Genomic DNA, 26569 nt, shown 5'->3' with positions numbered 1-26569 from the left:
GATGACAGTGATGCCAGAGATTGAGATCGAGGTGCGCGAAGGCGTAGACCGCGAGACGATTGAAACCGTCAACGCTATGGCCGGCAAGTATAAATACGGCTGGGAAACCGAGATCGAGATGGAGTTTGCGCCGAAAGGTGTGAACGAGGATATCGTGCGTCTGATTTCGGCCAAGAATGAAGAGCCAGAATGGATGCTGGAATGGCGTTTGACCGCGTATCAGCGTTGGGTTGAGATGGAAGAACCCGATTGGGCGATGTTGGATTATCCCAAGATCGATTATCAGGATATCTATTACTATGCCTCGCCGAAAAGCATGGAGGTGAAGCCAAAGTCGCTGGATGAGGTGGACCCGAAGCTGCTGGCAACCTATGCCAAGTTGGGGATTCCCTTGCAGGAACAGATGCTTCTGGCCGGTGTTGAAGGTGCCGACGAGCCGCGCCGCGTGGCAGTGGACGCGGTGTTTGATAGCGTGTCATTGGGCACCACTTTTCAGGCCGAATTGATGAAGGCCGGTGTGATCTTTTGTTCCATTTCCGAGGCGCTGCGCGAACATCCCGAATTGGTGCGCAAATATATCGGGTCGGTTGTGCCGCAATCGGACAACTATTTTGCCACTCTGAATTCGGCGGTGTTTTCGGACGGGTCGTTTGTGTATATTCCGCCAGGCACGCGCTGTCCGATGGAATTGAGCACCTATTTCCGGATCAATGCTGAAAATACGGGGCAGTTTGAACGCACGCTGATCATCTGTGACAAGGGCGCCTATGTATCCTATCTGGAAGGTTGCACCGCGCCGAAACGTGATACAAATCAGCTACATGCGGCCGTGGTTGAGATTGTGATCATGGAAGATGCCGAGGTGAAATATTCCACGGTGCAGAACTGGTATCCCGGTGATGAGAACGGTGTTGGCGGGATTTACAATTTCGTGACCAAGCGCGCCGATTGCCGTGGCGACCGTGCTAAGGTGATGTGGACGCAGGTGGAAACGGGGTCGGCGATTACATGGAAATACCCGTCCTGCATTTTGCGCGGCGACGATTCCCAAGGCGAGTTTTATTCCATCGCGATTGCGAACAACGCGCAGCAGGCCGATACGGGAACCAAGATGATCCATCTGGGCAAGCGCACGAAGTCGCGCATTGTGTCCAAGGGCATTTCGGCTGGGCGGGCGCAAAATACTTACCGTGGTTTGGTAAGTATGCACCCTAAGGCCAAGGAATCACGTAATTATACCCAATGTGACAGTTTGCTGATCGGGGATAAATGTGGGGCGCATACGGTGCCCTACATTGAGGTCAAGAACAATTCCAGCCGCGTGGAACATGAGGCGACGACCAGCAAGGTGGATGATGACCAGCTGTTCTATTGCCGATCGCGCGGGATGGATGAAGAAGAGGCCGTGGCGCTGGTGGTGAACGGGTTTGTGAAGGATGTTTTGCAAACCCTGCCGATGGAATTTGCGATGGAAGCGCAGGCGCTTGTCGCAATTTCGCTTGAGGGGTCGGTAGGCTAAAACCTGACCAGATGTGCACGGCGGGGCGGCAGTAGTGCCACGCGCCGCATACCAAAGATACATGAGGAAATTATGCTAGAAATCAACAACCTGCACGTCAAACTTGAAGAAGAAGATAAGGTGATCCTGAAAGGGGTGAACCTGAAGATTGGCGCGGGCGAAGTGCATGCGATCATGGGGCCGAACGGGTCGGGGAAATCGACGCTGTCTTATGTGCTGTCGGGCAAGGGCGGGTATGAGGTGACGGACGGGTCGGCGATCTTGGAAGGTGCCGAATTGCTCGACATGGAACCCGAAGACCGCGCGGCGGCGGGGTTGTTCTTGGCATTCCAATACCCCGTTGAAATTCCGGGCGTGGGCAACATGACCTTTTTGCGCACAGCCGTGAACGCACAGCGCAAGGCGCGCGGCGAAGATGAGCTGTCTGCGGCAGATTTCCTGAAAATCGTGCGGGCCAAGGCCAAGGCCTTGAAAATTGATGCCGAGATGATGAAGCGCCCTGTCAACGTGGGTTTCTCGGGCGGCGAGAAAAAGCGCAACGAGATCCTGCAAATGGCGATGCTGGAACCCAAGATGTGCATCTTGGACGAAACCGACTCTGGCCTTGATGTTGATGCGATGAAGCTGGTGTCAGAAGGCGTGAACGCGCTGCGCGATGCGGGGCGGTCTTTCCTTGTTATCACGCATTATCAACGGCTTTTGGACCATATCAAACCGGATTTCGTGCATATCATGGCCGATGGTCGGATCATCAAAACCGGCGGGCCGGAATTGGCGCTGGAGGTTGAGAACAACGGCTATGCGGATATTCTGGCCGAGGTGGTGTGATGGCCCAGTTGCAAGCAAAACAAGATGCGCTGACCGCGCGATTGGCGGGCCTTACCGCGCCCAAGGGCGGGTTTTCGCATGACGCGCGGCAAGCGGCCTTTGCACGGCTGGCGCAGATGGGCCTGCCCGGGCGGCGCGATGAATATTGGCGCTATACCGACCCTGCGATGCTGAACGCTGTGGCCCCGCTGGAGGCGGACACGCTGCGGGTTGAGGTGCCGATTTTTGAGGGCAAGGACAAGCTGCGGTTGGTGTTTGAGGATGGCGTGTTTGATGCGGCGGCATCCGATGATATGGCCATGGCAGGGATTGAGATTTCGCTGCTGTCGCAAGCCGATGCGCAGGATTTGCACTGGGCCAAGGCGCTGTATGGCACGCTTGAGGCAGCGGGCCAAACGCCCGTTGCGCGGCCCTTTGCCAGCCTGAATACGGCCGTGGCACATGAGGGTTTGTTGATCCGTGTCACGGGCAAGGCACCGCGCCCGATACATATATCTTATCGTCAGAAATCAAGCACTTCTGATGCGATCTTGCATCATTGCATTAAGGTTGAGGCTGGGGCAGACCTGACGGTTCTGGAGACCGGGATTTCGGGTGCGCGCAGCAATGTGGTGATGGAGGCCGATATCGCGGCGGGGGGCAAGTTGCACCATATCCGCCCGCAAGGCCGGTCGCATGGCAAACAATTGGTCACGCATATCTTTGCCCGTCTGGCGGCAGAATCGCTTTTCAAAAGCTTTACCCTGTCGATGAATGGCCGCATGACCCGCAACGAGGCAGTGATCGAATTTACCGGTGACGATGCGCAGGCCCATGTGGCGGGCGCGGCTGTGGGTGACGGTGCGTTCCACCATGATGACACTGTGTTCATTACCCATGACGCCTTGCGCTGCGAAAGCCGCCAAGTGTTTAAGAAGGTTCTGAAAAATGGCGCGGTTGGTGTGTTCCAAGGCAAGATTCTGGTCAAGGCTGGTGCGCAGAAAACCGATGGCTATCAGATCAGTCAAGCCTTGATGCTGGATGATGACAGCCAGTTTTTGGCCAAGCCCGAGCTGGAGATTTACGCCGACGATGTGGTGTGCAGCCACGGGTCCACCAGCGGCGCGATTGATGAGGCCGCGCTGTTTTACCTGCGGTCGCGCGGTGTGCCGATGCGAACGGCCCAAAGCCTGCTGGTTTTGGCCTTTCTGGCCGAGGCGATTGCCGAGATTGAGGACCAAGACCTTGCCGAAGACATCCGCGCCCGCATGGAAGATTGGCTGTCGCGGCATCAGGGGAAATAGGTCGATATGCCCGTGACCACCGATATCGTTCGGTCTTGGCGCGCCCCGCGTGCGGTGATGCGGTCGCATCTGGCGCGCGGGCGGTCCGAGCCTTGGGCCTTTTCGTTGCTCGTGGCGTTCATGGCCGTGGCCTTTGTCGCGCAATGGCCGGGGGCAAGCCGAGAGGCGTTTTTCAGCCCTGAAAAACCGCTGGCGGCGCAGATGTTTGCGATTGGGATGGGGATGCTTGCGTTCATTCCGGTGTGGTATTCGCTGGCCGCGATTGGCCATTGGATTGCCAAGCTGTTGGGCGGGCAGGGCGACCATTACGGCGCGCGGCTTGCGCTGTTTTGGGCGCTGGTTGCGGTTAGCCCGTTGATGTTGCTGCAAGGCTTGGTCAAGGGCATGATCGGCCCTGGCCCAGCCCTTGTGGCGGTGACAGGTGTGACAGGCGTGGCCTTTGCCGTGTTTTGGATTTTGAACTTAATCGAGGCGGAACAGTAGATTATGGATTTTACCCCCGCCTTTTTGATGCGAATGGTTGTTGAAACCTTGCGGGCCCCGCGCCGCGGCGCTGCGATGATTTTGGACTTTGGCTTTGCGCCAATGGTCGGTTGGATGGCGCTGTTGCTGATGGCCGTGGCGTCTACCGTGCTGACGCATATCAGCTTTGCGATGATGCCGCCCGAGGCGCGCGAGATCTGGGGCGCGGCGATGGGCAGTCCGATCCGTACTGCCATGCTGCAGTGGGTTGTGCTGCTGATTTCGGTGCATGCGATTCATAAGGTCGGGCGCAAAATGGGGGGCACGGGCAGCCTCAACGGTGCGGTTGTGCTGGTCGCGTGGTTGCAGTTTATCCTGCTCTGTGTCCAGATTGCGCAGCTGGTGACGCAAGCGCTTGTGCCGCCCGTGTCGGATATGCTGGGCATTTTGGGGCTGGTGCTGTTTTTGTGGCTGATGACCAATTTTGTCGCTGAATTGCACGGGTTTACCAACCTTGCGCTTACGTTTTTCGGAATTTTTCTGACGGTTATTGTGGCGGCTATCGTCTTGGCCGTTATCTTTGCGCAGCTTTTTGGCGCCCCAGCGACAGGACCATGAGCCATGTTTGACGTGCAAAAAATTCGCGCCGATTTTCCGATTTTGTCGCGGCAGGTGAACGGCAAGCCGCTGGTATATTTGGATAACGGTGCATCGGCGCAAAAGCCGCAAGTGGTGATTGACGCGATGACGACGGGATATGCCCATGAATATGCCAATGTTCACCGTGGGTTACATTACCTTTCCAACCTTGCGACCGATAAGTATGAGGCGGTGCGCGGCAAGGTTGCGCGTTTTTTGAATGCACCGAGTGAGGATGAGATTGTCTTTACCACCGGCACGACCGAAGGGATCAACCTGATTTCTTACGCTTGGGCCGCGCCGCGGTTTCAGGCAGGGGACGAGGTGGTGCTGAGCATCATGGAACACCACGCCAACATCGTGCCGTGGCATTTCTTGCGCGAACGGCTGGGCGTGGTGCTGAAATGGGTCGATTGTGATGCGAATGGCGATCTGGACGCCCAAGCGGTGATTGATGCGATTGGCCCGCGTACCAAGCTGGTGGCGATTACCCAGATGTCGAATGTGACAGGCACGGTGGTCGATGTGGCCGCGATTTGCCACGCCGCCCGTGCGCGCGGTGTGGCCACGCTGGTCGATGGGTCACAGGCGGCGGTGCATATGCCGGTCGATGTGACGGCGATGGGCTGCGATTTCTATGCGATTACGGGGCATAAACTCTATGGCCCCAGCGGGTCGGGCGCGATTTTCATTCACCGTGACCGCATGGCGGAAATGCGCCCGTTCCTTGGGGGCGGGGACATGATTCGCGACGTCACGCGCGATCTGGTGACCTATAACGACCCGCCGATGAAGTTTGAGGCGGGCACGCCTGGCATTGTGCAGCAAATCGGGATGGGCGTGGCGCTCGACTATATGATGGGCATCGGCATGGCCAATATTGCGGTACATGAGACTGCTTTACGCGACTATACCCGCGATCGTTTGGCGGGGCTTAACTGGTTGAACGTGCAGGGCAATTCCGCGACCAAGGCGGCCATTTTCAGCTTTACCCTGCAAGGGGCGGCGCATGCACATGACATTTCCACCATTTTGGACAAGCGCGGCATTGCAGTGCGGGCCGGCACGCACTGCGCCATGCCCTTGATGGAGCATATGGGCGTTGGCGCCACGTGCCGCGCGTCATTTGCGATGTACAACACTGTGGATGAGTCCGACAAACTGATCGACGCATTGGAGTTTTGCCACGAGTTGTTTGGCTAACGCCTTTGCTTGGCTTTTGCGCAAATAACCCGTTGCAACCCCGCGCGGCTTGTCTTACCTAGGCGCTATCGGCACCCGTAGCTCAGCTGGATAGAGCGCTGCCCTCCGAAGGCAGAGGTCACTGGTTCGAATCCAGTCGGGTGCACCATTTTACCTTATCGCTGCAAGATCATCTGCTCTTCCGCGATTTCAATGCGGAACAGGCCCAGATAATCCATGCCCAAAAGCGACCCGCCCATTTCGCCATCATTGACATAGGCGCGCAGCTTGTCATCGCGGTAGTCGCCCAAAACGACGTTTTCCAAGGTGATCCGCGAGGTGCGCACGATGCCATTGGCCGTTTGCGCGGTGCCCAGATAGGCCAGATTGGCGGGGTCGATCCCTATCAACCGTGCATCCTCTTGCGACAAGACCACGCCGGATGCACCGGTATCGACCATGAATTCAATGGGTTGCCCGTCAATGTCCAGCTTTAGGTAATAGTGCCCATCGGGCGCGCGGGGCAACACAACCTCACCCCCCAGCGCAACCGATTGCTGCGGCATCATCTTGCCGCCCATATCCTGCCACAGCCCGTAACCGGCCATCAGCCCTACGATGATCAGCCCCCAAGACATCAGCCCGCGCATCATCTGGCCCATACGCCCGCGAAACTCGACCAACAAGTAGCTGCCAACGGCAGCGACCAAGATGCCCAGATAGATGACTCGTGCTGTGGTATCGCCGTCCATGCGTGTCCTCCGCTTGCAACAGATATGGGGCAGGGGGATTAGCCGATCAAGCCTGTCCCGCGAATGCCGTCAATCACGAACTGCACCGACAGCGCCGCCAGCAACATCCCCAAAAGGCGGGTAATCACCACGGTGCCGGTGCGGCCCAAAGCGCGTTCCAACGGGCCCGCAATCAGGAACAAAAGAAACGCAAGGAAGACGACGAAAATCATCACGGCATGCACGGTTGCGATCCCTTGCCAACCACCACCGGATTCGCCCACCAACAAAATCATCGTCGCAATCGCCCCCGGCCCCGCGATCAGCGGAATGGCGATGGGAAACACAGATGGGTCATGGTCATGCACCGTCGCTTGCCCCTCACGCCGCTGGGTGCGCCGTTCGAACAACATATCAAGCGCCGTCAAGAACAGCAAAATTCCGCCCGCAATCCGAAAGGCCGACATGGAAATCCCGATAAACCCCAGCACCGCCTCACCCAACAGGCCAAACAGCGTCAGGATCACAATGGCAATCACACAGGCCCGCAGCCCAATCACCCGCCGCCGCTCTGCCGTCATGCCAGGTGTCAGGGCGATAAACATCGGGATCAGCCCTGGCGGGTCAATTACCACAAAAAGCGTAGCAAAAGCTGTGATCAAAAACGCAGAATCCACAAAAAATCCCCTCGGTTCAGGCCCCCACACTAGCGCCTGATTTCATCTTTGTTCAAATACTCATCTTGAAGCCGATGGGAAAATACCGCCCTCAGGCTGCATTTTCCAGCTTTTCCTGCGCCTTCAGCCACATCGCCTCGGCACGGTCCAAACCTTCCATGACCTCGGCATATTTCTTTTGCCAGGTCTCCATCTCGCCCAAACGCTCTGGTTCATAAAGTGCGGGATCCGCCAGTTTCTTGGCCAGCTTGTCGCGCATATCGTTCAGTTTGGTCAAACGCTCTTCGCATTTGCGCACGTCCGACCGCAGCGCCATCACCTCGTCGCGGCTGGCTTTCTTTGGTTTTTCCACAACCTTTACAGGCTTGGCCGTCTCATCACCTGCCAGCAATTGCTTGCGATACGCTTCCAGATCCTCGCCGTAGGGCATCACAGCCCCACCTTTTACCAGCCATAAACGGTCGGCGACCAGCCCCAACAGGTGCATATCGTGGCTTACCAGCACAACCGCGCCGGAATAGGTGGTCAGCGCCTCAACCAGCGCCTCGCGGCTTTCCATATCAAGGTGGTTGGTCGGTTCGTCCAAAATCAACAAATGCGGCGCGTCCAAGGTGGCGAGAAGCAACGACAGTCGCGCCTTTTGCCCGCCCGAAAGCCGCCCGACAACTGTTTCCGCCTGATCGGCCAACAGGCCAAAGCCCGCAAGGCGCGCGCGCAAACGCGGTTGCCCCTCGGCCGGGCGCATGCGCTGCAAATGCTGCAACGGGGTTTCATCAATGAACAATTCATCGACCTGATGCTGGGCAAAATACCCGATCCGCAGCTTGCTGCTTTGCGTCATCTTGCCGGACATTGGTTTAAGTTTGCCCGCCAACAGCTTGGAAAGCGTAGACTTTCCTTCACCATTGCGCCCCAGCAGCGCGATCCGGTCGTCTTGGTCAATCCGCAAGGACAGGTTGCGCAGCACGGGCGGACCGTCATAGCCAACCGACACCCCGTCCATATTGATAATGGGCGGCGACAGCTCTTCTGGTTCCGGGAAGGTGAACACCTGCTTGCGCGCCTCTTCGGGCGGCGTGATGGTTTCCATCTTTTCCAGCATTTTTACCCGGCTTTGCGCCTGCACGGCTTTCGATGCTTTGGCTTTGAAGCGGTCCACGAACGACTGCAAATGCGCGCGCCGCAATTCTTGCTTTTTCGCCTCGGCCTGCAACACGGCGCGGCGCTCCGCCATCTGGCGGGCAAATTGGTCGTAAGGGCCGTTCCAATAGGTCAGCTTTTTCTCATCCAGATGCAAAATCCCCTGCACGGCGCGGTTCAACAACCCGCGGTCGTGGGAAATGATGATCACGGTATGCGGATATTTGGCCAAATAGCTTTCCAGCCACAACGCCCCTTCCAAATCCAGATAGTTGGTCGGTTCATCCAGCAACAGAAAATCGGGCTGCGCAAACAGCACGCCTGCCAGTGCCACACGCATCCGCCACCCGCCTGAAAAGTCGGAACAGGGCCGCAACTGCGCCTCGGCATCAAATCCCAAACCTTTCAGGATGGACGCCGCGCGCCCTTCGGCGGACCAAGCGTCAATATCCGAAAGTCGCGCCTGCACCTCGGCGATCCGGTGCGGGTCGGTGGCGGTTTCCGCCTCGGTCAGCAGCGACTCGCGCTCGGTATCGGCCTGCAACACGGTTTGCAGCAAGGTGGTCGAAGACGATGGCACCTCTTGCGCCACACCGCCAATGCGCGAACGGGACGGCATCGAAATATCGCCCCCCTCCAGCGCCAATTGGCCGCGGATCAGGCGAAACAGCGTGGTTTTACCCGCGCCATTGCGGCCAACAAGGCCAACCTTGTGGCCTGTGGGAATGGTAGCAGAAGCGCCCACAAGCAGCGGGCGGCCTTCAACGGAATAGGTGATGTCTGATATACGAAGCATGGGCCACGCCTTGCCTGATCACGCGCGCGCCGTCAACAGGGCCCGCGCGTCCGGATGGGCTTTTCAAGCCGCACGCCCCATGTTAGCAGGCGCCCAGAAACATCACGGGATACGTCCCGCACATCAAAGTGAGAAAACCATGGCCACAGAACGCACCCTGTCGATGATCAAACCCGATGCAACCAACCGCAACCTGACTGGCAAAATCAACGCCAAGTTCGAAGAGGCTGGTCTGCGTATCGTAGCACAAAAGCGTATTCACTTGTCGCAGGCTCAGGCTGGCGCGTTTTACGCTGAGCACGCAGCTCGCCCGTTCTATGGTGAACTGGTTGAATTCATGTCCTCGGCACCGATCATCGTTCAGGTTCTCGAAGGCGAAGGCGCGATCCTGAAAAACCGCGAAGTGATGGGCGCGACCAACCCCGCTAACGCTGACGAAGGCACGATCCGCAAGGAATTTGCTTTGTCGGTTGGCGAAAACTCGGTTCACGGTTCCGACAGCCCAGAAGCTGCGGCACGTGAAATCTCCTTCTACTTCTCCGGTCTTGAACTGGTTGGCTAATCCATTAGGGGCAGCCCCAAACTGCCCCTAACCGCCGCCCCAGCTTTTTCTGTTTAAAAATATCCTGCGGGGGTCCGGGGGTGCAAAACCCCCGGCCTCTGCCACTATGGCAATCGCCCGAAGTAGAACCCAATGGCCCGCGCCCCCCTCCTGCAACTCTCCGGTATCATGCTCACCTTTGGCGGCGATCCGGTGTTTGATAACCTTGATCTGGTGGTCCACCCCGGTGACCGCGTGGCGCTCGTGGGCCGCAACGGGTCTGGCAAATCCACTTTGATGAAGGTCATGGCAGGCCTCACGCTGCCCGATGCTGGCACCCGCGTTGTGCCACCGGGCGTCACTGTGGGCTATATGGAACAAGACCCCGATCTGTCCGGCTTTGAAACCTTGGGCGATTACGCCGCCGCCAACTTGCCCGAGGGCGAGGAATACAAGGTCGCGATGGTTGCCGAAGGCCTGAAATTCAACCCCGAAACCCTCGTCACCTCTGCCTCGGGGGGCGAACGCCGCCGCGCGTCATTGGCCCGCCTGATGGCCGAGGCGCCGGAGTTGATGCTGCTGGACGAACCCACCAACCACCTTGATATCCAAGCGATCCAATGGCTGGAAGAAGAGCTCAAATCCACCCGTACCGCCTTTGTCCTCATCTCGCACGACCGCGCCTTCCTCAAGGCGCTGACCCGCGCGACCCTCTGGATCGACCGAGGTCAGGTCCGGCGCCGCGAATCCGGCTTTGACGGGTTTGAAGAATGGCGCGAAACCGTCTGGGCCGAGGAAGACGACCAGCGCCACAAACTCGACCGTAAAATCAAGGCCGAGGCGCGTTGGGCGGTTGAGGGCATTTCGGCGCGGCGCAAACGCAACCAAGGCCGCGTCCGCGCGCTGGCCGATTTGCGCGCCGAACGCGCAGGCCAAATCCGCCGCCAAGGCACCGCGGCTATGGCGCTCGAATCCGGCACTACATCGGGCAAACGGGTGGTCGAGGCGAAAGGCATCTTCAAAGCCTTTGGCGACACCAACATCGTCCAAAACCTTGATCTGCGTGTGCTGCGCGGCGACCGTATCGCCTTTGTCGGCCCCAACGGTATCGGCAAAACCACTTTGCTCAAAATGCTCACCGGTGAAATCCAACCCGATTCTGGCACCATCACCCTTGGCACCAACCTCGATATCGCGGTGTTCGACCAAACCCGCGCACAACTGGACCCGAACGCCTCGCTTTGGGACAACCTGACAAACGACCCTACAATGGCCGTATCCGGCAGCTCCGACCAAATCATGGTGCGCGGCATTCCCAAGCATGTCGTCGGCTACCTCAAGGACTTCCTGTTCAACGAGGCCCAAGCTCGCGCGCCCGTCCGTTCGCTGTCCGGCGGCGAAAAAGCGCGGCTGCTTTTGGCCCGCATCATGGCCAAACCGTCAAACCTTCTCATCCTCGACGAACCGACCAACGACCTTGATGTCGAAACTCTTGACCTGCTGCAAGACATCCTCGGCGATTATGATGGCACGGTCCTTTTGGTCAGCCACGACCGCGATTTCATCGACCGCGTCGCTACCTCGACCGTGGCGCTCGAAGGGCAGGGCAGGGTGGGCGTGTTCCCCGGTGGCTGGACCGATTATATGTCGCAGCGTGATATTGAATGGGCACCAGAGGCCACGTTCAGGGCAAAAACCACCAGCACTCCCGCGCCAAAGGTTGAGGCAAAGCGTGTCGACACGCTGTCCTTCACCGAACGCAAGCGTCTGGAAAACCTGCCTGATCTGATCACCACGATGGAATCAGAAATCAGCAAGCTGGGCGAGTTGTTAGAGGCCGACGATCTGTTCAGCAAAGAACCCGTGAAATTCCGTAAAGCGTCCGAAATGATGGCCGACCGCCAAACGCAATTGGCCGCACTCGAGGCAGAATGGATGGCGCTCGAGGAAAAAGCCGCCCTGTAACCGCTTTTGGCAAGCTTTCGGCAGAGCGCCGCTGACGCCAATACCCCCGGTAGGCGGTTTTGAGCAGTATTTTGCCGTTGCGGTCACAGGACTGTGAGATGGGCTAAAAACTAGGGAACCAAAGCGCTATATTTAAGTTGTGTTACAAGATGGTACGCAACGTAGGGCTCACATGGCCCGTCGGCGCTTGTCATCAGGCTACATGACCGTTCGGCATGCGCCGACATTAGATAGAAAGGCCAGACTTATGAAGTTTATCTCATCCCTCGTTGTTGCAACCACCCTTAGCGCCCCCGCCTTTGCTGGCGGTATGGCGGAGCCTATGGCCGAGCCAATGATTGCCCCTGTAATGATGGCGCCGGTCAGCGCCGATTGGACGGGCTTTTATGTCGGTGGCCAACTCGGCTATGGCGACGTGTCTTCGAATGTTGCGGGTGTCGACGGCAATGGTGCTATCGGCGGCGTCCATATGGGCTACCGCTATGACTTCGGCCAATTCGTTGCCGGCGCCGAACTTGCCTACAATGGTTCAAATATCGACCTTGGTGTCCCCGCTGGCAAACTTGACAGCGTCACCCAACTCAAGCTGATGGGCGGCTATGACCTCGGCTCGACCCTTGTCTACGGTACCGTGGGCGCAGCCCGTGCAAAGAGTTCGGTGTTGGGCTCTGATAATGGCTACCTCGTCGGCTTCGGCATGGATTACGCCATCAATGACAAGTGGACCGTGGGTGCCGAATTTGCCCATCACCGCTTTAACGACTTTACTGCACCCGGGATAGATTTGCGTGCCAACACGGCGCAAATCCGCGTCGGCTACCGCTTCTAAAAGAAATGAATGGGTGGGGGCCACACGTCCCCGCCCATTTCATCTTGGCTCAAATGCCAGAAGGGCTTAGCAGTAAAAACTGCCCTCAGCGCATCCGTAGCGCCCCGTCCAACCGGATCACCTCACCGTTCAAATACCCGCATTCCACGATAAACGCGGCGAGTGCGGCAAATTCTGCAGGGTCGCCCAAGCGCTTGGGAAAGGTCACATCGGCGGCCAGCCCCGCTTGTACCTCTTCGCCCAACCCTTCCAGCATCGGTGTCAAAAACACCCCCGGCGCAATCGCGCAGACCCGCACGCCAATCGCCGCCAAATCTCGCGCGGCGGGCAGGGTCATCCCCGCAATCCCGGCCTTGGACGCGGCATAGGCCGCTTGCCCCTTTTGCCCGTCATAGGCCGCAATAGAGGCGGTGTTGATCACCACCCCCCGCTCGCCCTCCACCGGGTCATTCCCCGCCATCTCGGCCGCCGCCAACCGCATGCAATTGAAACTGCCGACCAGATTGATATCAATGGTGCGCTGAAACAGCGCCAAATCATGCGGCCCGTCGCGCCCCACGATGCGCGCCCCCGTGGCAATGCCTGCGCAATTGACCAAAACCGAAATCCGCCCCATCGCCGCCCGCGCGGCCAGAACGCCTGCTTGAACGGAGGCTTCATTCGTCACATCAACCGCCACAAACTGCGCACCGATTTCAACCGCTAAGGCCTCGCCCCGTGTCACGTCGCGGTCAAACAAAACCACCTTGGCACCTTGCGCCCGAAAGTCGCGCGCCACAGCGGCCCCAAGCCCCGAGGCACCCCCTGTTACCACAACTGCACTGTCTTTGATCTGCATTGCTGCCTCCTAACTGAACATGCGTTCAGTTAAACCATGCTGGTCCCCGCTGTCGAGCGTTTACCACTTACCCGAGGCCCCACCGCCCCCCGAACTGCCACCGCCAAAGCCGCTGCTACTGCTGCTGCTTGCCCGCGCCGCCCGCGCGTCGGCCTTGGACGGTAAAATCCGCACCGTTGGCTCATCATTGCCACAGCTGCCGCAGCGCCGGTGGTCCACGGCCTCGCCTGGCGTGGTTTCCCCGGGTTCCAGTGTCACCTCGTGCACCATCCGCAAGGACCGCGCACCGCAATTTTGGCACCGCTTCCAACGCAGGACCATTGCCCCGAATTGGCGCCGGAACACTGCCCAAACCACGCCAAGCCCCATCAAAACCGCCATGACACCCTCCATGACCGCGGGCACGGGCGATTCTTCTGGAAAGCCGCTGTCTTCGGTCACCACCGCTTTGGCGGCAAAGGGGCGGGCCAGTTGGTCTATCGCCAGCATCGCGCCGTCTTCTAAACCTTTGGCGTAATTTTCATTGCGAAACGCAGGCAGCATGGCGGTGTCAACCACCCGCTGTGCCCGCCCGTCCCACATCACATCATAGGCACGGCCCAGCGCGATCCGCATTTCACGGTCCTCTTTGGCGACCAGAATCAAGATCCCGTCATTGCGGGTGGCGTCGCCAATGCCCCAAGCGTTGAACCAGGCGGTCGCAAAATCGGCAAAGCGCCCCGTGCCGCCATAATCGGCCTGCGACCCGATCACCGCCAGCACGATATGCACACCCGTTTCATTGCGCGCGGCTTGCAACGCCTGCGCCACGCGCGCCTCGGCCTCGGGGGGTAACAGATCGGCATAGTCGCTGACGGTATCCGACAGGGGGGCCGGAAAGCTTTGCGCCAGCGCGGCCACGGGCAAGAAAAGCATCAAGCACAAAATTCTCAACATCGCCAAATCCCCTTATCCAGTGGCGCAAAACATGCACCGCGCAGGTCCATCGCACAAGGGACTTGGCGAAGGCGGGTTGTGCGTGCTATGCAAATCCCATGGAAAACACAGGCCTCATTTGCATTTGCTGCATTACCTGCTGACATAGCGTCACGCGGGCCTCGTTTTCTTTTCGTTTCCAATCAAAGACGAAGTTGATATGCCCGCGCGGGAAAGCTGAGATTGCTGCTGCACGAAGGGTATTACGATGACGACGATCAAACTGCACAATTCCAAATCGCGGGCGAAAGAGGCTTTCACCCCGATTGACGCCCAAAACGTGCGGATTTACCTGTGCGGCCCCACCGTTTATGACCGTGCCCATATTGGCAATGCACGCAATGTCATCATGTTTGACGTGCTGTTTCGCTTGCTGCGCCATGAGTACAGCACCGATCACGTCACCTATGTGCGCAATTTTACGGATGTGGATGACAAGATCAACGCAGAAGGCCTGCGCCGCCAAAAGGCGGGCGAGGCGGGAAGTCTTGAGGATTTGATCCACCAGCGGACCGAGGAGACGATTGCCTGGTATCACGCCGATATGGACGCGCTAGGAAACCTGCGCCCCGACTATGAACCCCGCGCGACCGAATATATCACCCAGATGATCGCGATGATCGAGGATCTGATCGCCAAGGGCCACGCCTATGAGGCCCAAGGCCATGTGCTGTTTGATGTGCGGTCATTCCCCGATTATGGCAAGCTGTCGGGCCGGTCGGTCGATGATATGATCGCCGGTGCACGGGTGGAGGTGGCACCATACAAGCGCGACCCGATGGATTTCGTTTTGTGGAAACCGTCAGATGACGTGACCCCCGGTTGGGACAGCCCTTGGGGACGTGGGCGGCCGGGTTGGCATATCGAATGCTCGGCCATGTCACAGGCGTTGTTGGGGCCATCATTTGACATTCACGGCGGCGGCACCGATTTGACCTTTCCGCATCATGAAAATGAGCTGGCCCAAAGCTGCTGCGCCAACCCGACCGAGGGGTTTGCGAACGTCTGGCTGCACAATGAGATGTTGCAGGTTGAGGGCAAGAAAATGTCCAAGTCTTTAGGCAACTTCTTTACCGTCCGCGATTTGCTGGATCAGGGTATCCCGGGCGAGGTGATCCGCTTTGTGTTCTTGCAAACCCACTATCGCAAGACGATGGATTGGACGGCCGAGAAAGCCGAGCAGGCACAAGCCACCTTGCGCAAGTGGCGCGGGTTTACGGCAGGCATTGAGCCCGCCGCAAACCCGTTGGGCACAGTGGTTGACGCCTTGTCGGATGACCTGAACACCGCGGGGGCCTTGGCGGCGTTGCATGAGGCGGCTGGGCAGGGGGACTATGCTGGGTTGCTTGCGTCAGCGCGGTTAATGGGATTGCTGGAGGACGGAATGGGCGATTGGGCCGATGGCGTTGATCTGAGCGGTTTGGCCGCGCGGTTGGCCGAGGTTTGGGCTGCGGCCAAGCTGTCGAAGGATTTTTCTGGCGTTGATAAGCTGAAGGCGGCGCTTGTGGGCGCCGGGGTTGAGGTGCGGATGGGCAAAGACGGGGTGGATTTGGCACCGGGTGCGGGCTTTGATGCAGCCAAGTTGGAGGGCATTCAATGATGGGCTGTGGCGCCGCCATTGGGGGCTGTCTGCCCCCAAAGTTGCTTTGCACGGCAAAGCAACACCCCCGAGGATATTTTGACCGAACAGAAAGTGGACGGAGGGGGATGCTGTGAAAGAACGACTCTCCCTTTTCGACACCACCTTGCGTGATGGTCAGCAAACCCAAGGCGTGCAGTTTTCCACGGCTGAGAAGGTGCAGATCGCCCATGCGCTAGATGCTTTGGGGATGGATTACATCGAAGGCGGCTGGCCGGGCGCGAACCCGACGGATTCCGAGTTTTTTGCCGACCGCGCGCACACCCGCGCCACGATGACCGCTTTTGGGATGACCAAGCGGGTAGGGCGGTCAGCCGAGAATGACGATGTTCTGGCTGCCGTGTTGGATGCCGATACCCCCGCCGTGTGTTTGGTCGGCAAAACGCATGAGTTTCATGTGACCACCGCCCTTGGTGTAAGCCTTGAGGAAAACCGCGAGGCGATTGCCGCGTCTTTCAAGCATATCGTAGGCAAGGGGCGTGAGGCGCTGTTTGATGCCGAACATTTCTTTGACGGCTACCGCGCCAATCCTGATTATGCGTTGTCGTGTCTGCGCGCGGCTTATGATGCGGGCGCGCGCTGGATCGTTTTGTGCGACACCAACGGCGGCACTTTGCCTGCCGATGTGGGGCGGATCACGGCCGAGGTGATTGCCTCGGGCATTCCAGGCGATCACATTGGGATTCATTGCCATGATGATACGGGCAATGCTGTGGCCTGTTCGCTGGCCGCTGTTGATGCGGGGGCGCGGCAAATTCAGGGCACGTTGAACGGGCTTGGTGAACGCTGCGGCAATGCCAATCTGATCACCCTGATCCCGACCTTGGCTCTGAAAGAACCCTATGCCAGCCGGTTTGAAACCGGTGTCACGCCCGACGCTTTGGCAGGGATTTTGCGGACCAGCCGGATGCTGGACGATATTTTGAACCGCGTGCCGAACCGCGCCAGCCCGTATGTGGGCGCGTCCGCGTTCGCGCATAAGGCTGGGCTGCATGCCAGCGCCATTTTGAAAGACCCCACGACATATGAGCATATTCCGCCTGAAACGGTGGGCAATGCGCGGGTGATCCCGATGTCAAACCAAGCGGGGCAATCGAACCTGCGGGCGCGTTTGGCGGCGGCGGGGATTGTGGTTGATGCACGCGACCCGCGCCTTGCGGGCATTCTGGATGATATCAAGCTGCGCGAGGATCAGGGCTATGCCTATGACGGGGCGCAGGCGAGTTTTGAGCTGTTGGCGCGCCGTGCGTTGGGCTTGTGCCCGCAGTTCTTTGAGGTCAAACGCTACCGCGTGACGGTGGAACGCCGCAAGAACAAGCGCGACCAAATGATCACCTTGTCCGAGGCGGTGGTGGTGGTGAAAATCGGCGACCAAAAGATGCTGTCAGTGTCGGAGTCGATGGATGAAAGTGGCACCGACCGTGGCCCCGTCAACGCGCTGTGGAAGGCGCTGGCCAAGGATCTGGGGCCATTTCAGGATTGCATCGACGACATGCATCTGGTCGATTTCAAGGTCCGCATCACCCAAGGCGGCACCGAGGCCGTGACACGGGTTATCATCGACAGCGAGGATGCACAGGGCCGTCGTTGGTCTACCGTTGGGGTCAGCGCGAACATCGTTGATGCCAGTTTCGAGGCACTTTTGGAGGCCGTGACATGGAAACTTATCCGCGACGCCGCAGCATGAGGGCAGCAGGTCTGGTCCTGCTTTTGGCAGGCTGTCAAACAGCACCCGCTCCTGTGATCCCACTTCAGGGGGCCTATATCCGCATGTTGCATGGCCATGATGGGTTGAATTACGCACATGTCACCATTTTCCCTGATGATCGCGTTGCCATCGGCAACGGCACTACAACGGGCATGTCCCCTAATGCGGAATGGCTGCCCGCCAAACCCGGCCTGTTCCTGCGTGCTCAAGCCATCACCGACCGTTTTTTTGCCGCCCAGCGTCCTCAAACTGCGCCCGCAGATTGCATGCACGATGTGGTGGAAAAGGTCCAAGTTGCCACTGCTACGGGCCTAAGCCTTGAAGCATGGGACTGCTGGGGTGAGGGGCTAGCCCCTTTGACCGCCGCTTTGAACAAGCTTGTTTCGGAATGACCCTGCAATCCTTGCAGCGCGGCGACCCCACCCGTTTCGCAGCCTTGCTGGCAGCGCCCCCTGCGGCCCGCGCGCCCCTTGCCACGCTTTACGCCTTTAACCTTGAAATCGCCCGCGCGCCTTGGGTGACCAAGGAACCGATGATCGCCGAAATGCGCCTGCAATGGTGGCGTGACGCGCTCGAGGATGCCGCTCGCGGCACCGTGCGCGCGCATGAGGTGATGGCGCCGCTGGCTGATCTGATGGCTGCCCATGACCTACCGCTGGAGACGTTGGACCGCATGGTGGAGGCGCGGCGTTGGGATATTTATTCCGATGCCTTTGCCGATCAAACCGCCTTTGACGATTACCTGATGGATACGGGTGGCGGGCTGATGTGGCTGTCGGCCAAGGCGCTGGGGGCAGGGGCCGCGTCCGAACCCGCCTTGCGCGATTTTGGCTGGGCCGCAGCGCTTGCGGCCTATTTGCAAGCGGTGTCTGCGCTGGTGGAACGTGGCCGTATCCCGCTGCTGGATGGGCGCGATGACGGTATCACAGCCCTTGCCACGCGCGGCCTTGCCCGCCTTGCCGCCGCGCGCAAAGGCCCGATTGACCCCGCCGCGCGCCCCGCCATGCTGGCAGGGTGGCAGGCGCAGGCCTTGCTGACCATGGCCGCGCGGGACCCTGCCCGCGTGGGCGACGGCACCTTGCAGCTGTCTGAATTTTCCCGCCGTGGCCGGCTCTTGTGGCAGGCTTTCACCCATCGCATTTAGCGCCACCTTTCCCAGCGTCGCGAAATAGGCTAGCCTTGCCGCAAAGGGCGAATGCCCATGGTGCGCAGGAGGAGCAGTGACAATGCAGGTAAGCAAACGAACAACCCTAATTGGCCTTGGGGCCCTGTTTTTGTCGGGCTGTGTCGGTGGCGGCGGCCGCATGGGCGCGGTTTCGGCCCGCACCACCACCCAATACACCCCCGCACCCAACGCAGGGTTTGACGCTTGGGTCGCAGGGTTTCGCGCCCGCACCAAAGGCATCAACGACAGCACCATGAACGCGGCCTTTCGCAACGTGGGCTTTATCCCCGAGGTGATTGAACGCGACCGCAACCAAACCGAATTCAAACGCAGCTTGCAAGATTACCTTGCTATCGCCGCCTCTGATGAACGCGTCTCCAAAGGGCGCGCTGCCTACGGGCGCCAACGCGCCACACTCGACGCGATCGAACGCCGCTATGGGGTTGAAGGCAATGTGGTGGCCGCTGTCTGGGGGCTGGAAAGTTTCTTTGGCGAACGGCGCGGCGATATTCCTGTGATCTCGGCTGTGGCCACCTTGGCCTATGAAGGTCGGCGCGGGGCGTTTTTTGAAAAACAACTGATTGCCGCCTTGAAAATCCTGCAAAATGGCGATGTGACCGCCGACCGGATGACAGGGTCTTGGGCCGGTGCGATGGGCCATACGCAGTTTATCCCGACCTCTTACCAACTCTTTGCCGTTGATTTCACCGGCGATGGCAAGCGTGACATCTGGTCTGATGACCCATCGGATTCGCTGGCCTCCACCGCCGCTTACCTTGCCAAATCCGGCTGGACCAAAGGCCAACCGTGGGGCGTAGAAGTGCGCCTTCCGTCAGGGTTCAACGCAGGGCTTGCAGGCCGCAAATCCAGCCGCAGCCCTGCCGATTGGGCGGCAATGGGCGTGCGCGATATGGATGGCAACACCGTGCCAAACCACGGGGCGGCGTCGATCATCATCCCCGAAGGTACGGGCGGCCCCGCCTTTATGACCTTCCGCAACTTTACCGCCATCACGCGCTATAATAATTCCGAAAGCTATGTGATCGGGGTGGGCCACCTGTCCGACCGCATCCTTGGCCGCCCCGCGATCCGTGGCAACTTTCCACCCGATGCGGCTGGTATGCGCATCGCAGACCGCCAAGAAATGCAGCGCCTTCTGACCACCAAGGGCTTTGATACCGAAGGGTCGGACGGCGTGATCGGCCCCAAAACCCGCGCGGCCATTTCCAGCTATCAGGCAAGCCGGGGGATGAGCGTTACAGGCGAACCCAGCCTCGATTTGCTCGCAATCCTCCGGTAGGTTTTGATCCCCTTGGGCAGGCCGGGTTGCAACATTTGCGACAGGCCTGCCCAGAAAGTCACCCCAAATTGGGCCGTTTCAACACCCGCCCCAGCAGCGCACAGACAAGGCTGGCAATCACAAGCGCCATTCCCAGCGTGATGAAGCCAAATTTCAGCACTGCAAAGGCGGAATAGGGCAGGGCGAGCCAGTCGGCAAAGGTGGCAGGATTGGCCAGCATCACAAAGGACCACAGGTTTTCAATCGCATCGCAGAGCGCGCCCAAAAGAAATGACGCAGCCGCAAATAGCCCCAGCTTTTGCCCGATGCTTGACCCTTGGCTAAGCCGCGCGATCAAGGTACAGACAAACAGCCCGATGCCGACAAATCCAAGGATAAAGCCAAAATCAATCAGCTGGGTGGTGACATAGACATCCAGCGTTCCGGCTTGCACCATCGTGGCATAGAACCCTTTGATCTTTTCACCGCTAAAGCTGGTTTGCCCCGTCATATAGTCGACCGGATGCATTGAGGCCGCATAACTGGCGTCCAACTTGCCCTTTGCCCATTGAAACCAGACAAACGACCCGATGGCCAAGGTAATATGTGCCAATATCGGCAGGTTCAGCAGTCTTTTCAGTGGGTTTATTGACATAACTCATTCCTTAATTGCATTCCTTGGAATGTATATATATTCTGGGGAATGAAAATCAAGGATCTTTTTTGATGCCACAGCTTAACGGCCAGACGATTGCCAACCTGTCAATATGGCTGTCCATTGTCAGCAAGCTGTTTAATGCGCGGATGGGCGTGCTGCTGGCCCCGCATGGCCTGACCCAGGGGCAGTTCAGCATTTTGCATCATATAACGCGCCAACGTATCAGCGGCGGCCATAGCATTTCACAGATCGCAGCAGCGGTGGAGGTAGAGCAACCGGCAGTTACGAAAACCATCGCCAAGTTCCAAAACATGGGGCTGGTACACCTTAGCGCCCATCCCAGTGACAAAAGGTCGAAAGTCGTGCGCGCAACGCCGGAAGCGGACAGGTTGCTGGGCCAAATATACCAAGGCATCGGGCCTGACCTTGCCACTGTGTTCAACAGTTTGAATGGCACCGATATTGACGGTTTTGCGGCACAATTGGAAGTGCTTGGCAAATGGCTTGATCACAATCGGCTATAGTCGGCCCGTCGCGCATAAAAACGCCCGCCACAAAACGGGGCAGGCGTTTCAATTGTTTTGGGGTCCGTCTCAGGCTTTGGAGTCAAGCATACCTGTCTTGAACAGCAAACCAGCCGCCACGGTGCCAAGAATCGGCGCCACGATAAACAGCCATAGCTGACCAATCGCTGTACCGCCCGCAAACAAGGCTGGGCCGATGGACCGTGCAGGGTTAACCGAAACACCCGTGACATTGATACCGACCAAGTGGATCACCACCAGCGCCAGACCAATCGCAAGGCCCGCCATTGCAGCCGGTGTGCCTTTGCCTGTGGAGCCAAGGATCACAACCATGAACAAAAAGCTGGCAACCAGTTCAAACACAAAGGCCGAAACCATGTTGTATTCGCCCAAGTATCCTGTGCCCCAGCCGTTCTGGCCCAAACCGTTGGTTGCCACCGAATAGTCGGCTTTGCCCGACATGATCAGCAGCAAAACCAGTGCCGCCGCAATCGCGCCTGCAACCTGTGCGATAATGTATTTGATAGCCTCGGCCATCGTCATGCGGCCCGCGGCCACCGCGCCCAGAGATACGGCTGGGTTGATGTGACAGCCCGAAACCGGACCAATGGCATAGGCCATCCCGATCAGTGCCAAACCAAAGGCAAAGCTGATCCCCGTCAGGCCGATGTCGCCACCGGCGATCACGGCCGATCCACAGCCAAACAGCACCAAGGTAAAGGTGCCAATAAATTCCGCGACTTGTTTGTTCATTTTAAAACCTACTCGTTAAGATGTAGGTCAGATGTGCAAAAAAATATGGGCCGGAAAAAGGGGAAAAACCTTTGCCTTGCGTCAGATCGTCGCGCAGGGCTGGTGTGTGGGCGTCGCGGTGCAAACTGCGGGGCGTCCGCGTTAAAATCAGGTTAACAAAAATAGGAATACTGTTTATTATCAGATGGTTGCAAAGATGTCCGCGCGCGAACATCTTTGCCTTTGCCCCTCATTGCATCTGGCTTTCTTTGGGCTGCATCGCCAACCAAATCAGCGCCCCGCCTGCCAAAACAAGGAAAGGCAGCATGGCGATATTCACCGCCGCCCAGCCTTCCTCAACCGACCCGCCCGAGCAATTCATCAAGCCACCCGAAGACAGCGAGGCCATCGTGACGCCCCCGAAAACCAGCAGGTCATTCAAGCCCTGCATCCGCCCCCGTTCATGCGGGGCATGGGCCCCCGCCAGCATTGTCGTGGCCCCGATGAACCCGAAATTCCAGCCGATCCCAAGCAAAATAAGGGCGGCAAAGAAGTTCTCCAACTCAAACCCCGTCAAGGCCACAGCCCCCGCAGCGGCCAGAATAACCAGCCCCAAAGCGATGATCTTTTCCACGCCGAAACGGGCAATCAAATGACCTGTGAAAAACGACGGCACATACATCGCCAAAACATGGGCCGTGACCACATCCGCCGCATTCGACGTTTCAAACCCGCAGCCCACCACAGCCAGCGGCGATGAGGTCATTACAAGGTTCATCAAGGCATAGGAAACCGTCGCGCAAATTACGGCCACCGCGATGCGGGGGGTGCGGATCATTTCCCAGCGTGTCCGCCCCAACGCATCGCCGATTTTCGGCTTGGGTGGCTTGGGGATGTTCAGGCCCAAGAACAGAAACGACCCCAGGATGTTCAGCACGATCACGGCCAGATAGGTGCCCATAAACGGCACCACAAAAGCCTGTGCCGTGACCTTGACCAGCTGCGGCCCGATGATGGCTGACAGCAGCCCCCCCGCCATCACCCATGAAATCGCCTTTGGCCGAAACGCTTCGGACGCGGTATCGGCGGCGGCGAAACGGTAGAACCCTTGGGCCGACATATAGGTGCCCGAAAAGATCGCACCCAGCAAGAAAATCGGGAAAGACGCGGAATACAGACCATACGCGCCGATTGCCGCCCCCAGCGCGCCTGCCGCCGTTCCGATCAAGAACCCAACGCGGCGGCCATATTTCTGCATGATCGACGACAAGGGCGTGGCCGACAGCATCGATCCCACCACCATGATTGAGATTGACAGCGTGGCCCAGCAAGCATTTGACGCCAAGGTTTGCCCCGCGAGCCCTGCGATGGTGAATATCATCGGCATCTGCGCGCCCAAAATGGCTTGGGCGGCAACAAGCACCCACACATTGCGGCGGGACTCGGGCGAGGCGGGGAGGGTGTCTGTTTGGGTCATATCTTTGAGTATTCCCGCAGGGGCTATTCGGGCAAGTGTGAAATTGTCACGGCTACAATGACCAGTGCGTTATTTGGGGGTTTTAACGCCCCTCGTGCCCCGTTAGCCTGCGTCAAAAGGGGAGCCAGATGGTCGGGCGGATTATCACAGGGGATGCATGTGTGGCCGAAGGGGCCGCGTGGTTGGCGCAGGCCGATCCGCGTTTTGGCATGGCCTTGGCCCAGACCGGCCCTTTGCCGCTGCGCCTGCGCCCCGGTGGGTTTGCAGCCCTGTTCGATGCGATTATCGGGCAACAAGTCAGCACCCAATCGGCCCGCGCCATCTGGGCAAGGCTGGAAAGCGCTGGCCTGACCGAAGAGGGCGCGGTTTTGGCCGCAACCGAAGAGGATTTGCGCGCCTGCGGCTTGTCGCGCCAGAAAATCCGCTATGCCCATGCGCTTGCGGCGGCGCAGATCGACTATGCCGCCTTGCCAGCCATGCCCGATGCGCAGGTCATTGCCATGCTGACCGCCGTTTCGGGCATTGGTACTTGGACCGCCGAGATTTACGCCATGTTCAGCCTTGGCCGTGCCGATGTGTTTGCCCATGGCGACCTTGCCTTGCAAGAGGCCGCGCGGCGGTTGTTTGCGTTGCCAGAGCGGCCAAAAGAAAAGGAAATGCGCCGGATTGCCGAGGCTTGGGCGCCGTGGCGGTCGGTTGCTGCACGGATTTTATGGGCGTATTACAGGGTTTCGACCGCGAAAGAAGGGATCAGATGACACGTAAACTTACCTCCGCCCGCAAGGGTGTTGCCAAAGGGGCTGCCCGCAGCATGGTTGTCTTTGTGCATGGTTACGGTGCCGATGGCGCGGATTTGCTGGGGCTTGCCGACCCTTTGGCCCCGCATTTACCGAACACGGTGTTTTATTCCCCAGATGCGCCCGAACCTTGCAATGGCGCGCCGATGGGGCGGCAATGGTTCCCTATCCCGTGGCTGGACGGATCGTCCGAACAGGCCGCGCGTGAGGGGCTTTTGGCCGCCGCCGACGATCTGAACGGTTTTTTGGATGAAAAACTGGCCGAAGAGGGGCTGACCCCCGACGCACTGGCGCTGGTCGGCTTTTCCCAAGGGGCGATGATGAGTCTGCATATAGCCCCGCGCCGTAGCCCTGCGATTGCGGGTGTGGTGGCGATTTCGGGGCGGTTGCTGGCCCCCGAACTGCTGCACGAGGCGGTTGCAAAGCCGCCCGTTCTGCTGGTGCACGGCGACCAGGATGCGGTGGTTCCGTTTGAGGATATGGGGCTTGCCGGCAATGCGCTGGTCGCGGCAGGGTTTGAAACCTATGGCCATGTGATGAAAGGCGGGGGGCATGGGATTGCGCCGGACGGTTTGTCTGTGGCGCTGTCCTTTTTGGCGGACCGTTTGCCAAAATAGGCCTGTGCCCTAAAGCTGCCGCTTTAAATGCCCAAGATTTTGGCAAGCCCATAAATCTGCAAACCAAGTGTAGATGAGGGGGCTTGTCAGATTGCAACCGCGATATATAGTATTCCTTAAGGGGCGGGGCCTCTCGCCCCACGACGCCCCTATTCGGGACGGACGCAGGGGATTGATCACAGACGATGGATGGCGATTTCAGAACAAACTTTGTGCGCGAACCGCAGGCCTTGCGGCAGTTTCCGGCGCTGGTGCTGAATGCGGATTATCGCCCGCTGTCCTATTACCCGCTGTCGCTATGGTCTTGGCAAGATGCGATAAAGGCGGCCTATTTGGACCGCGTGACCATTGTTGCCGAATACGACCAGAGTGTTCGAAGCCAGAGGGATGAGATACGGATCCCGTCGGTTGTCGTGCTGAAAGACTTTATCCAACCCCAAAAGCGCGTGGCCTTCACGCGCTTTAATCTTTTCTTGCGGGACGAATTTTGTTGCCAATATTGCAGCGCCAAAGGGGATTTGACCTTTGATCATGTCGTGCCGCGCGCGCGGGGCGGGGTGACAAGCTGGGAAAACGTCGTGGCCGCGTGCAGCCCGTGCAATTTGCGAAAAGGGTCGCGCAGCCTGCGGGAATGCGGTTTGCAGTTGAACCGTAAACCCCGCCAGCCAAGGCCCGAGGAAATGCTGGCCCACGGCCGCCGCTTTCCGCCGAACTATCTGCACGAAAGCTGGTTGGATTTTCTGTATTGGGATGCCGAGCTGGACGCGTAACGGTTGCTACCTATTTCTGGTGTAGAGGATACCATAATAGGCACCAAAACGGTGGTTCTCATGTCAAAAATGATGCATCGGATTAACCGGGCGTGGTTTATGGGATGAATCTGAGTGACCCCTCGTGAAGCAAGGATCTGGTCAGGGCAGGGAGCCGACCTTTGCTGCTGTTTGCGCAAAGGTCTGATATGCGAACGAGTCACTGGTCCGTATTGAGTGGTGCGCCAGTGTCGGCTTCTGGTGACACTGCCAATATCGAATAAGTTTCTCTTTATACTTTGAAAGTTGGATCTCGAGCTCCGTCGCGGGGTCATCCTGCTTAGCTTCGTTCAACCAAATCAATCAGTCGCAAATAGTGGTGGTCTGCCGTGAGTTCGGGGGCCGTCTCTGCAAGGATAGCAAGTATCTTTGGCAATTCATACGGTGGGCGGGATAAAACGCCTAGCGTCACCGTATTCACCAAATCCAAGGTCGCCTCTGTGAATAGCCCCTAGATTTGTAGACGCCTTGCTTGGTAATTTTGGAAGCAAGGAGAACGATATGTCCGGAGCTAAATTCACAGACGAGTTCAAGCGCGATGCTGTCGCGCAGGTCGAGGATCGCGGCTACCCTGTGCGCGAGGTGGCCGAACGATTGGGCGTCAGCACCAAGTCGATCTACACATGGCAAAAGCTGTTTTCGCGGCCCGCAAAGGTGATCCAAGAGGTCGATGCGCAAGCTGATGAGATCCGGCGGTTGAAGCGTGATCTGCTGCGGGTCACGGAGGAACGGGACATCCTAAAAAAGGCGACCGCATAC

General features: G+C 58.5%; 27 protein-coding genes and 1 tRNA gene. 20 read left to right on the top strand and 8 right to left on the bottom strand.

The features are described 5' to 3' along the window. Nucleotides 1-10 precede the first annotated feature (10 nt). The 7 genes from sufB (at nucleotide 11) to G560_RS0107790 (ending at nucleotide 6082) form a co-directional block, all read left to right on the top strand. Nucleotides 11-1519 carry a Fe-S cluster assembly protein SufB gene (gene sufB, locus G560_RS0107820; RefSeq protein ID WP_033419313.1) on the top strand — a complete coding sequence of 503 codons (1509 nt, stop codon included), beginning with the start codon at nucleotides 11-13 and terminating at the stop codon, nucleotides 1517-1519. Between the two features lie 72 nt (nucleotides 1520-1591). Continuing rightward, nucleotides 1592-2347 (top strand): Fe-S cluster assembly ATPase SufC, encoded by a 756-nt coding sequence (gene sufC, locus G560_RS0107815; protein WP_022703761.1) that lies wholly within the window; start codon nucleotides 1592-1594, stop codon nucleotides 2345-2347. Continuing rightward, the gene (locus G560_RS0107810; protein ID WP_022703760.1) at nucleotides 2347-3630 is read left to right on the top strand and encodes a SufB/SufD family protein; all 1284 of its coding nucleotides are present in this window, start codon (nucleotides 2347-2349) and stop codon (nucleotides 3628-3630) included. Before sufC ends, G560_RS0107810 begins: the two co-directional genes overlap by 1 nt. Nucleotides 3631-3636: 6 nt before the next feature. After that, the gene (locus G560_RS0107805) at nucleotides 3637-4113 is read left to right on the top strand and encodes a YIP1 family protein (protein ID WP_022703759.1); all 477 of its coding nucleotides are present in this window, start codon (nucleotides 3637-3639) and stop codon (nucleotides 4111-4113) included. A 3-nt stretch (nucleotides 4114-4116) separates the two neighbouring features. After that, complete coding sequence (locus G560_RS18780; protein WP_022703758.1) at nucleotides 4117-4710, top strand: Yip1 family protein; 594 nt, start codon at nucleotides 4117-4119, stop codon at nucleotides 4708-4710. Nucleotides 4711-4713: 3 nt separating this feature from the next. After that, nucleotides 4714-5934 (top strand): cysteine desulfurase, encoded by a 1221-nt coding sequence (locus G560_RS0107795; RefSeq protein ID WP_022703757.1) that lies wholly within the window; start codon nucleotides 4714-4716, stop codon nucleotides 5932-5934. Between the two features lie 71 nt (nucleotides 5935-6005). Continuing rightward, a tRNA-Arg gene (locus tag G560_RS0107790) sits at nucleotides 6006-6082 on the top strand. Between the two features lie 7 nt (nucleotides 6083-6089). Here the strand turns inward: G560_RS0107790 and G560_RS0107785 are convergent. The 3 genes from G560_RS0107785 to G560_RS0107775 all read right to left on the bottom strand — a co-directional run bounded on the left by G560_RS0107785 (nucleotide 6090) and on the right by G560_RS0107775 (nucleotide 9257). Continuing rightward, nucleotides 6090-6665 carry a retropepsin-like aspartic protease family protein gene (locus tag G560_RS0107785; RefSeq protein WP_022703756.1) on the bottom strand — a complete coding sequence of 192 codons (576 nt, stop codon included), beginning with the start codon at nucleotides 6663-6665 and terminating at the stop codon, nucleotides 6090-6092. A 38-nt stretch (nucleotides 6666-6703) separates the two neighbouring features. After that, nucleotides 6704-7321: a MarC family protein gene (locus G560_RS0107780; protein WP_028913857.1), complete on the bottom strand. Its 618-nt coding sequence runs from the start codon at nucleotides 7319-7321 to the stop codon at nucleotides 6704-6706. A gap of 91 nt (nucleotides 7322-7412) precedes the next feature. Continuing rightward, nucleotides 7413-9257 carry an ABC-F family ATP-binding cassette domain-containing protein gene (locus tag G560_RS0107775; RefSeq protein ID WP_022703754.1) on the bottom strand — a complete coding sequence of 615 codons (1845 nt, stop codon included), beginning with the start codon at nucleotides 9255-9257 and terminating at the stop codon, nucleotides 7413-7415. 139 nt (nucleotides 9258-9396) lie between these two features. Between G560_RS0107775 and ndk the strand changes: the two genes are divergently transcribed. From ndk to G560_RS0107760, 3 genes are all read left to right on the top strand, one after another. Further along, nucleotides 9397-9819 (top strand): nucleoside-diphosphate kinase, encoded by a 423-nt coding sequence (gene ndk, locus G560_RS0107770; protein ID WP_022703753.1) that lies wholly within the window; start codon nucleotides 9397-9399, stop codon nucleotides 9817-9819. A 132-nt stretch (nucleotides 9820-9951) separates the two neighbouring features. Then, nucleotides 9952-11763, top strand: a complete 1812-nt coding sequence (locus G560_RS0107765; protein WP_022703752.1) for an ABC-F family ATP-binding cassette domain-containing protein — start codon at nucleotides 9952-9954, stop codon at nucleotides 11761-11763. A gap of 247 nt (nucleotides 11764-12010) precedes the next feature. Beyond that, the gene (locus G560_RS0107760) at nucleotides 12011-12592 is read left to right on the top strand and encodes an outer membrane protein (protein ID WP_022703751.1); all 582 of its coding nucleotides are present in this window, start codon (nucleotides 12011-12013) and stop codon (nucleotides 12590-12592) included. Between the two features lie 85 nt (nucleotides 12593-12677). Here the strand turns inward: G560_RS0107760 and G560_RS0107755 are convergent, their stop codons facing one another. Beyond that, on the bottom strand, nucleotides 12678-13430 hold the full coding sequence (locus tag G560_RS0107755) for an SDR family NAD(P)-dependent oxidoreductase (protein ID WP_022703750.1): 753 nt from the start codon (nucleotides 13428-13430) through the stop codon (nucleotides 12678-12680). 60 nt (nucleotides 13431-13490) lie between these two features. Further along, entirely contained in the window at nucleotides 13491-14366 is an 876-nt protein-coding gene (locus G560_RS0107750) for a TPM domain-containing protein (RefSeq protein WP_022703749.1), read from the bottom strand. A gap of 247 nt (nucleotides 14367-14613) precedes the next feature. On the opposite strand from G560_RS0107750, the gene cysS reads away from it, so the two are divergent. The 5 genes from cysS to G560_RS0107725 all read left to right on the top strand — a co-directional run bounded on the left by cysS (nucleotide 14614) and on the right by G560_RS0107725 (nucleotide 20217). Continuing rightward, on the top strand, nucleotides 14614-16005 hold the full coding sequence (gene cysS, locus G560_RS0107745) for a cysteine--tRNA ligase (RefSeq protein ID WP_022703748.1): 1392 nt from the start codon (nucleotides 14614-14616) through the stop codon (nucleotides 16003-16005). A 112-nt stretch (nucleotides 16006-16117) separates the two neighbouring features. Beyond that, nucleotides 16118-17731, top strand: coding sequence for a citramalate synthase (gene cimA, locus G560_RS0107740; RefSeq protein ID WP_022703747.1), 1614 nt, complete (start codon nucleotides 16118-16120; stop codon nucleotides 17729-17731). A gap of 53 nt (nucleotides 17732-17784) precedes the next feature. Continuing rightward, nucleotides 17785-18144 carry a hypothetical protein gene (locus tag G560_RS0107735; RefSeq protein WP_155947193.1) on the top strand — a complete coding sequence of 120 codons (360 nt, stop codon included), beginning with the start codon at nucleotides 17785-17787 and terminating at the stop codon, nucleotides 18142-18144. Then, nucleotides 18141-18896: a squalene/phytoene synthase family protein gene (locus tag G560_RS0107730; protein WP_022703745.1), complete on the top strand. Its 756-nt coding sequence runs from the start codon at nucleotides 18141-18143 to the stop codon at nucleotides 18894-18896. The genes G560_RS0107735 and G560_RS0107730 overlap by 4 nt, the downstream gene beginning before the upstream one ends. Nucleotides 18897-18978: 82 nt before the next feature. Further along, a complete protein-coding gene (locus G560_RS0107725; RefSeq protein ID WP_028913856.1) occupies nucleotides 18979-20217 on the top strand; it encodes a lytic murein transglycosylase in 1239 nt (412 codons plus the stop codon). A 58-nt stretch (nucleotides 20218-20275) separates the two neighbouring features. On the opposite strand, the gene G560_RS0107720 is transcribed toward G560_RS0107725, so the two are convergent. Continuing rightward, on the bottom strand, nucleotides 20276-20851 hold the full coding sequence (locus G560_RS0107720) for a hypothetical protein (RefSeq protein WP_022703743.1): 576 nt from the start codon (nucleotides 20849-20851) through the stop codon (nucleotides 20276-20278). A gap of 71 nt (nucleotides 20852-20922) precedes the next feature. Between G560_RS0107720 and G560_RS0107715 the strand changes: the two genes are divergently transcribed. Then, nucleotides 20923-21378, top strand: coding sequence for a MarR family winged helix-turn-helix transcriptional regulator (locus tag G560_RS0107715; protein WP_022703742.1), 456 nt, complete (start codon nucleotides 20923-20925; stop codon nucleotides 21376-21378). A 69-nt stretch (nucleotides 21379-21447) separates the two neighbouring features. On the opposite strand, the gene aqpZ is transcribed toward G560_RS0107715, so the two are convergent. After that, complete coding sequence (aqpZ, locus tag G560_RS0107710; protein ID WP_022703741.1) at nucleotides 21448-22131, bottom strand: aquaporin Z; 684 nt, start codon at nucleotides 22129-22131, stop codon at nucleotides 21448-21450. A 229-nt stretch (nucleotides 22132-22360) separates the two neighbouring features. Then, nucleotides 22361-23587 carry an MFS transporter gene (locus G560_RS0107700; protein ID WP_022703739.1) on the bottom strand — a complete coding sequence of 409 codons (1227 nt, stop codon included), beginning with the start codon at nucleotides 23585-23587 and terminating at the stop codon, nucleotides 22361-22363. Between the two features lie 128 nt (nucleotides 23588-23715). On the opposite strand from G560_RS0107700, the gene G560_RS0107695 reads away from it, so the two are divergent. The 4 genes from G560_RS0107695 to G560_RS0107680 form a co-directional block, all read left to right on the top strand. Then, nucleotides 23716-24345: a DNA-3-methyladenine glycosylase family protein gene (locus G560_RS0107695; RefSeq protein ID WP_022703738.1), complete on the top strand. Its 630-nt coding sequence runs from the start codon at nucleotides 23716-23718 to the stop codon at nucleotides 24343-24345. Continuing rightward, on the top strand, nucleotides 24342-25001 hold the full coding sequence (locus G560_RS0107690) for an alpha/beta hydrolase (protein WP_022703737.1): 660 nt from the start codon (nucleotides 24342-24344) through the stop codon (nucleotides 24999-25001). The genes G560_RS0107695 and G560_RS0107690 overlap by 4 nt, the downstream gene beginning before the upstream one ends. A gap of 185 nt (nucleotides 25002-25186) precedes the next feature. Next, nucleotides 25187-25771 (top strand): HNH endonuclease, encoded by a 585-nt coding sequence (locus tag G560_RS0107685; RefSeq protein ID WP_022703736.1) that lies wholly within the window; start codon nucleotides 25187-25189, stop codon nucleotides 25769-25771. A gap of 540 nt (nucleotides 25772-26311) precedes the next feature. Beyond that, nucleotides 26312-26569, top strand: a 258-nt coding sequence (locus G560_RS0107680; protein ID WP_022703735.1) for an IS3 family transposase, incomplete at its 3' end; no start/stop codon positions are given.

Source organism: Pseudorhodobacter ferrugineus DSM 5888 (assembly GCF_000420745.1).
Lineage (GTDB): Bacteria > Pseudomonadota > Alphaproteobacteria > Rhodobacterales > Rhodobacteraceae > Pseudorhodobacter > Pseudorhodobacter ferrugineus.
The sequence above is the reverse complement of the archived record's forward strand: the minus strand, read 5'-3'. Positions and strand labels throughout refer to the sequence as shown.